5 protein-coding genes are annotated in these 7531 nt (G+C 63.3%); 4 read left to right on the top strand and 1 reads right to left on the bottom strand.

The window, feature by feature from the left end; translation table 11 throughout:
- The first annotated feature begins 477 nt into the window (after positions 1 to 477).
- Together ACH413_RS44095 and ACH413_RS44090 are read left to right on the top strand one after the other, a co-directional pair.
- Complete coding sequence (locus tag ACH413_RS44095; protein ID WP_360047672.1) at positions 478 to 1635, top strand: hypothetical protein; 1158 nt, start codon at positions 478 to 480, stop codon at positions 1633 to 1635.
- A 39-nt stretch (positions 1636 to 1674) separates the two neighbouring features.
- Positions 1675 to 3300, top strand: coding sequence for a hypothetical protein (locus ACH413_RS44090; RefSeq protein WP_360047671.1), 1626 nt, complete (start codon positions 1675 to 1677; stop codon positions 3298 to 3300).
- 270 nt (positions 3301 to 3570) lie between these two features.
- On the opposite strand, the gene ACH413_RS44085 is transcribed toward ACH413_RS44090, so the two are convergent.
- Positions 3571 to 3846, bottom strand: a complete 276-nt coding sequence (locus ACH413_RS44085; protein ID WP_360047669.1) for a hypothetical protein — start codon at positions 3844 to 3846, stop codon at positions 3571 to 3573.
- A gap of 416 nt (positions 3847 to 4262) precedes the next feature.
- On the opposite strand from ACH413_RS44085, the gene ACH413_RS44080 reads away from it, so the two are divergent.
- Together ACH413_RS44080 and ACH413_RS44075 are read left to right on the top strand one after the other, a co-directional pair.
- On the top strand, positions 4263 to 4859 hold the full coding sequence (locus tag ACH413_RS44080) for a sigma-70 family RNA polymerase sigma factor (RefSeq protein WP_360047667.1): 597 nt from the start codon (positions 4263 to 4265) through the stop codon (positions 4857 to 4859).
- Complete coding sequence (locus ACH413_RS44075) at positions 4856 to 7408, top strand: NB-ARC domain-containing protein (protein ID WP_360047665.1); 2553 nt, start codon at positions 4856 to 4858, stop codon at positions 7406 to 7408. Before ACH413_RS44080 ends, ACH413_RS44075 begins: the two co-directional genes overlap by 4 nt.
- Positions 7409 to 7531: the final 123 nt, after the last annotated feature.

Genomic DNA, 7531 nt, shown 5'->3' with positions numbered 1-7531 from the left:
ACCAGACCTGACGGGTCACGATGGGGCCGTTTTCGGAGCACCTTCCGAAGGCGGCCCCATCGGCATGTTTTACCTGTTCAGACCCATCGCGACTCATTGGGTCTCGACGAGAAGGGGCCCAGAAGGGGCCCCAGAAGTCCATAATGGACGGTCGCTGTGATCCACAGTGGACTTCCTTCGACCGGCAATGGTCCAGCGCACGACGGCGCACCCCCTTGCGATCAAGCAGCGCGCCGTTCTCCTCCGACGAGCGACCTCACCCTCATGGCGGACCGAGCCACGGGCTGCGTTGCCTCCGCTGTGAACTGGACGGCCTTTACCTAAAACCAGCTTCGGACAACAAGGCGCCAGAAATCAGACGGCCCGAATCGCACACACATCAAAAGGAAGTGCCAGCAAGGCCTGACCGAAGGTAATGTGCCGCAACCCGAGAAGCCGGGAAGGAGAGGTGCAGTGGCAAGCCAGCTGAGAGTACCCATGGCTGACAAGCTGGTCTGGGCGCAAGTGATGCGACCAAAGATCCCGCTGGTAAACCTCGACCTGAATCACATCGTCGCGATGGCGAGAGTGCGGACAGGTCATCCGAAGGCTGTCCAGGCATACGGTCGCCTGTTCGAATCGGCGCGTCGCGCAGCATGCGAACGTCGTGCGATCTTTCCGCTGAGCGAATCCCATGTCTGGGAGAGCGCCAAGATCGTCGACCCGAAGCAACGCCGTGCCCTGGCGGACGTCCTCGAACCCCTCACCGGGTATCAGTACATGCTTGGTCGCCCCACCTTGGGGCATCTTGAGTTCATTGCCGGCATCGCCTCGATCACTGGTGAACCGTTGCCCGATGAACTCGGCTACCCGCTCATAAGATCGACTATCGGACATGCATTCGGTCTGGTCGGCGGACTCAAGATCGTCGACGAGCACGGCAATGGCAAGACTGAAGACTTTCGTCGCGCCACCGGCACCGTGGAGTTCGACCGCACGATGGCCGAGTTCAACTTCAAGCTTGAGCACGATGCCCTGCGTGGCCCGGCCGACGACGAAGTCGACGATCTGCGCAACCAGTACGGGTACCGCCCAGAAATTCCGTTGGCAACTCATGAGAGCCGCGTCGGCTTCGAGCGGGATACAGCCCGCGTTCTGAAGGAGAATCCGAAGCTGCGCCGCGGTCGGCTACGAGATCTCATCGCGGCCCGAGAGTTCGTGCATGAGTGGCTCGACATGTTCACACGCATCAGAATCGAACGAATCAACGCCGGCCGGCCGGCGTTCGAACCCACCGATGATCAGATGCGAATCCTCCTTGCCTCGATGCCGCACGCACAGGTGGCAATCAGCATGAAGACACGGTTTCACCAGAACCCCGCTCACGTGTGGAAGTCGAATCACGTCACCGACATCGACGCCATGTCAGTGGCCTACGCCTACTGCGATGCCGTGTTCACCGACAAGGAAGTGCGGAGCGCGCTGCTCGACTCGCCAGAGCTTCGCGTCTTGCCCACGTTCGTACCACGTCACGTGGAAGAGCTTGCGGATTGGCTCGATCAGCTGCCGGCCCGCGTCGCGCCGGACATGCTTGTGCCACATCCACTTCCTCATGAGTCCTTAACCGTTGGGCGACGAAACCACTCAAGGTCATAGCCCGGCCGTTAGGCCCTATCGCAGCCCAAGGATCATCACGTGTCACCGAGCCGCCAGGAAACCGTCGAAGCCTTCGTCGTCCGTGCTCGTCGGATCGAAGCCCACTCGCTCGTCAGAGATCCCGCCGTTCTGGCAGGCCATGCTGAAGATCGAATCGGGATACGTCTGCTCACAGACGGGACCGCACGCCTCGTACACGTACTCCCGCCGGATGAGGAGGTGTTCGAGTCGCTAGCTGCCCGCGTCCGGCCTCTCTTGCTGGGAGGTGAATCGATCTATCACTACGCGGTGACGAAGGCGCTCAAGCGCACGCTGGACGCGTCGCCGGACCCGGCTGTCGAGCAGTTCCGAGACGAACTCAACGATCTGCGGAGTGCGTGGAAGACTGCGGCTAGCGGTGAGACTTACAGCCTCGTCCAGTGGGCTCGATCGGACGATCCCTATGGCGCCACTCCGGTATCCAACGTGTTGCTGGCTGAGGCGTGGATGTACATCGACCTCGTTCATGTAGACCCGGATGCGACCAGACGCGCTGCGTTGGACTATCGGATGCGGACGCGCTACGTGGCCGCAGTGCGCTACTACTGCCAGATCGCACAGCTCGCGGTCCGCACGTTGCGATACGTGGAGAAGCTACGCGAAGCCGGCTTGATCGACCTCGACATCACGACGTGGGAACGCGAGGTCGTGGTGGGCTCCGAGTTCGTCGAAGAGGCGGCCCTGTACACGGCACCGATCGGAACGGAGCCAACAGCGGAGGACTACAGCGAGGAACCTGGTGGGCAGTGGACGAGGTTCACGATCATCGAAGCCATCAGACAGGATCCGGCACGGCGGCTGCGGGTAGTGCTCCGCAACAGCGATGGAAGCTCACTGGCCGAGTACGACGCCGCCTTCGTACCGCGTCCTCCCAACGGGTCGGAGGAGCATCGCGTCGACGTGCTGATCACCGACGGCGTTGTGTGCCATCTACAGCTACCGTCGGCGCTAGGCGGACTGGGTCCGGCAACGATGGAGTTGAAGGAGCGGTGCGAGAGCAACAGCGCGGATCTGGCTCGACACCGTTTCCACTTGTTGATCGACGAAGCTGCCACGATGGAGTTCTACGGCGAGCAGGACGAAGAACCGAATCTGACCTTCGTCACGCCTGATCTCACCGACGAACAACTGCTGCGAGCACGCGCGTCCATCGAGGTGCTCGAAGATCTTCAGGTCGTGGAGGACCTGACCGGCCGGCGGCTGGGCCGTTTCACCGGCATCAACAACGATGTGGAGCGCATCCTCCTCAGGGTGACGAGGATGCTGTACGAGGGCAGCGTGGTCGAATTCGTTCGATCAATCGGACCACGAGTGGAGCCCAACGGGGAACTTCCTCGAGAAGAACACAGCTGCTTCCTTCGAGAGGAACCGAAGACGATCACAGTCGCCGGAGTCGAGGTCCCGATGCCCAGGTTCGTCCTCTGGCATCCGCAAGTCTCGACCCAGGACTTGGGGCCTTCACCCGAGCACGGCTCTGAAGCCAGGCTGTTTCAGGTCGTCGCCCCCGCAGGGCAACGCTTTCTCGCGCTCGCACCCGACTTTTGCCCCGTCGCCCCAGAGGACGTGGCGCAGCACGCCACGGCCTGGAACCTGCACGGGATCGAGCAGCACACGCATCCGCTGTGATCAGTTTGCGCGCACCTCTCAGCCCCCGGCACGCCTCGTTGCCCCAAAACGAGCAGGTATCGGCGCGACCAATTCGAACGACGAGCAGCCCTTTAGCAGCTGGCCAGCCAGCAGCCGCTTCCCGGAGAACACTGCCGATTCAATCCAAAGTGGACAATTACTCTCCTCGCCCGGTTCCAAGACATCGCCTCAAGGTGCATTCAGCTCGACACCTTCGGGCGAGCGGCTCGCAGCACGAGGATCGTGAGCATGCTCGGAGTCCTCACGCTCTCAAGGCCGATGCAGATCGATGATCGACGAGAGCTTCGTGTTGAACACCGCGTCGTCGAGGAGCTCACGCGGGTTGTCATCGATGAAGCCGTCCGCGATGACATCGCTGTTCTCATCGAGACTCATCCCCGTGTCACTCCGTCGTGCGTTCACCGCCTCCCGGTAGTCAGCGGTGACCGCCTCGACGTCGTAGTCGTCGACGGCCGGGCCCAGATGTTCACGGACCAGATCTTCGAGAGTGCCGCCCTCGCCGTCCATGTCGTAGAGGTCTGCCAATCCGCCAAGAAGTCGATCAGTTATGCCGGTGATGATCCCGACCAGGGGCCTCACCTGATCGATACGCCCGCCAGCGCTCGACGAGCGTCAGGAACGACATCTTAGCCGCGATTCGCGCCTGCGCCGTGAGACGCTCCTTCACCAGCGCTGCCGTCCTCTTGAGCGCTGCACTGAGACACGCGAGCACGAATTTCTCAGTCGCTCCCCCCGATGGGCACCCGCCGCACGACTTGTCATGTAGCAGGACAACCTGACGAGGCAGGAGCTGAACGTGGTGGGGACGGTGAGACCTGCGTGACCGCGTCCGTGGGCTGCGGCACAGCCGCTTGGAATGGTGCCGGCGAAAGTCGCCGGCCAGTCACAGCCGCGCCTTTCCCACGGCTCGGTCACACGTCGGATCAGGAGGCCACCGACAAGTGATCGAGTCCCAAGTCGGTGACGACGCTTCAGACGACAACGCGGACGAGTGTCTGGGGACGTTCGCGACCAGGAAGCAGGCTCGCCTTGTCGGTTTTCTACGGCGGCGCGGCGCGGATCCACAGGTAGCAGATGATCTCGCACAGGACGTGTGGCGGTCGATGATCATCACCGAAGCTGAGCGCGGACGGCCTCGTAGCCGAATCGCGCTCATGTACCGAACCGCTCGCTGTCGACTCGTGGACTGGCTGCGAGATAAACGAAGAAGAGCGTCGAACGAGGTTGGCATGGACAGCATCGCCTTGGAGCTGGCGGCGATCGGCGAGGTGGTGCGTGACCACGACACAGGTCTGACGTGCACGGCCGCAGCGGACCTGCATGACGCCACGATGCGGCTGACGACCCGGCAGCTCGAAGCGATCGCGCTGGTGAAGATCGACGGACTCAGTTATCGAGACGCTGCCGCCGTGCTGGGAATCCAGCCCAACACCCTCAAAGAACACCTGTGCGAAGGCATGAGGCGGCTCAGAACAGATCTGCGGCAGAAGGGTTACCGGCAGTCTACGCAGACCGACAAGGAGAGGGACGCCCAGTGACTGACAAGCCGATTGATGTGATTGATCTGCTGGCACGCATCCGGCGCACCTCACTCGGTGAGGAGAACCACCAGTTCACCACAGCGCCGCTCGACTTCGCGGCCCTGCAGCGAGAAGTGGAGGGGATGAGCGCGGCGGAGCGTCGTGCAGCGGGTGAGGTGGCGGTTCGAGCTCAGCTCGGGGGTGACGCGCGCACGCTCGCCGAGCACGCGTTCGAGCTCGGCGACCTCCAGCGCAGCATCGACCTGCTGACCGTCGCGGTCGCCTACGACTATCCCGGCGCTTCCCGGCGCAGGGACGAGATCCAGGCAATGTTCGCTACTGTTGACAGCACTGCCCCCACGCCCCGCACGATCATCGACGCGAGCAGGCCGGTACCGGTCCAGTTGCCCCTTCACAACCCGGTGTTCGTCGGCCGCGAGGACCTGCTGGCCAAGCTGGACGAAATCACCGAGCGCCCAGGACTCGTGACGGTCTCAGGCGCAGCCGGAGTCGGAAAGACGGAGCTCGTGCTCCGATGGGCACACCAAGCACAGCACCGGTTCCCTGGCGGCGTGCTCTTCACCAACCTCCGAGGCTTCTGCGACGGCCGGGCCCTCCAGCACACCATTGTGGCTGCCCAATTCCTCGTTGGGCTCGGCGAACCGTTCGACGGCATCCCGGCCAGCGGACCCAGCGCTGCGAGACTTCGGTCGTTGTTGAGTGGCCGGAAGGTGCTGGTGATACTCGACAACGCACGGGACATCGAGCAAGTGCGTGAACTGTTGCCGGTGCTGTCCGAGTGCGTTGTGGTGGTCACCAGCAGGTCGTCTCTATCGGGCGTTGCCGTGCGGGAGTCCCCTGTCCAGCTGTCCGTGCCGCCGCTGTCGCCGGAGTCGTCCGCGCGCCTGGTGACCGAGCACATCGGACGGCGGGCACGAGTTGAGCACGAAGTGCTCACCAGGCTGGTCAAGCCGTTCGGCGGCATCCCGCTCGCGCTGAGGGTCCTTGTGCAGCACGTCGTCGACCATCCGGCTGTGCGGTTCGCCGATCTTCTCAACGACTTCAGCCGGAAACGGCGAGTGCTGGACCTCGGTCTGGGGAGCGACACCGCCCGCTGCGGTCTTCGCGCGATGTTCGCGCAGTCCGTTCGTGTGCTGGACGAAGATGCGCGTCGGCTCTTCCGCTTGCTCGGCGCACACCCCGGCCCTGATTTCGGCGTCGAGATGACGACCGCGCTCTCCGGTCTGCCGTCGGCCCAGGCGCAGCACGCGCTCGACGTGATGGCGGGTCTGCATCTGCTGGAGCGGCCCAGGTCGCAGCGCTACGGGTTCCACCGTCTGGTTCACGAGTACGCCGGTGACCTGATCGATCACACGACGGAACGCTTCGAAGCGGAACAACGCCTGTTCAGCTTCTACATCTGCAGTGTTTACGCCGCAGCCCAGCTGCTCTTCTTCGCTCCGACACGTGCCCGCGTCACAATCGTCGATGACGCCGGCCTGGATTTCACCGGCGAAGCCTCAGCCAGGGCCTGGTGTATCTCGGAGCGTCAGAACATCCACGCACTCGTGCGGCTGGGCGCGCAGTCGGGACACCACGAGCACGCAGCCGCCCTGTCCCAGCTGATCGGGCAGGTACTGCTGCGGTACGGGTTCGTGGACGAAGCACTGGCTCTGATGCAATTCGGGCTGGCTGCTGCGGCCTCCGCAGGAGCGGTACATGAGGCAGGCGTGCGACACACCATCGCGCTTGCTCATCTACTGCGCCAGGAGTTCGCGCTGGCGCAACAGCATCTCCACATGGCACACGCACAGTTCGCCGACACGGCCGACGACATCGGTCTCGCCATGTGTCTGGAAACCGGCGCAAGGATCATGCTTGCCACCGGAAACGTACTGACGGCAATCGATTCCCATGAACGCGCGCTGAGTCTGATCCGTTCCAAGGGCCAGGCCAGCATGGAAGCGGCGTTCCTGTGCAACGCCGGACAGGCCTACAACGCGGCGGGGGCGTTCGATCAGGCTGAGATCTACTACCGAGAAGCCTTGTCACTGGGATCGAGGTCCGGCGACATCGCCCGCTGTGGACGTGCACTCTTGTTGCTCGGCTCGCTCGTGTTCGACCAGGGGCGAATGGACGAAGCCGAGATGTTCCTTCACGTGGCGCTGTCACAACTGTCGAAGATCCACGATCTGGGGGCTGTCGGCAGGACGATGGATCTGCTCAGCCAGATCGAGTTCGACCGCGCACAGATCTTCGAGGCGACGCAGTACGCCCGCCAGGCGGTGAAGCTCTGCCGCAGGGCATCTGACAGGAGCGAAGAGGCCGAAGCCCTGATCACTCTTGGACGAATTCTCGCGCTGACCGCTCGATACGACGGTGCGGCGGAGGCCTGGGAACACGCGAAGGCGATCTACGACGACCTGGAACCCTCACAGGCAGCCTCGCTCGCCGACGCGTTGCACGATCTTGGTTCCCGTCTTAGGGCAGCGAACGAGGTCACCATGACCACTCCCCGCGGCGAGGTAGCCCCGCGTCACCCCAGGCGGGAGCTGGGTGCTTCCTAGATCGGTGGAAGCACGGACGTGGCGAGAAGACCGACTCAAGGAACGGAAGGATCAGGATGAGCGTCCCACCGGCCAGCACGTGCACCGACTCGGGTTCACACAGCGAGTGTTCCCCAGCGGCTG

The organism is Lentzea sp. NPDC020367, from assembly GCF_044387305.1.
Classification (GTDB): domain Bacteria; phylum Actinomycetota; class Actinomycetes; order Mycobacteriales; family Pseudonocardiaceae; genus Lentzea.
Note: the sequence above shows the minus strand (reverse complement) of the source record. Positions and strands in the feature narration are given on the sequence as shown.

Bases quoted from the DNA above. Each gene is read 5' to 3' on its own strand.
- ACH413_RS44095 (WP_360047672.1), top strand. From the start codon at position 478: ATGGCTGACAAGCTGGTCTGGGCGCAAGTGATGCGACCAAAGATCCCG.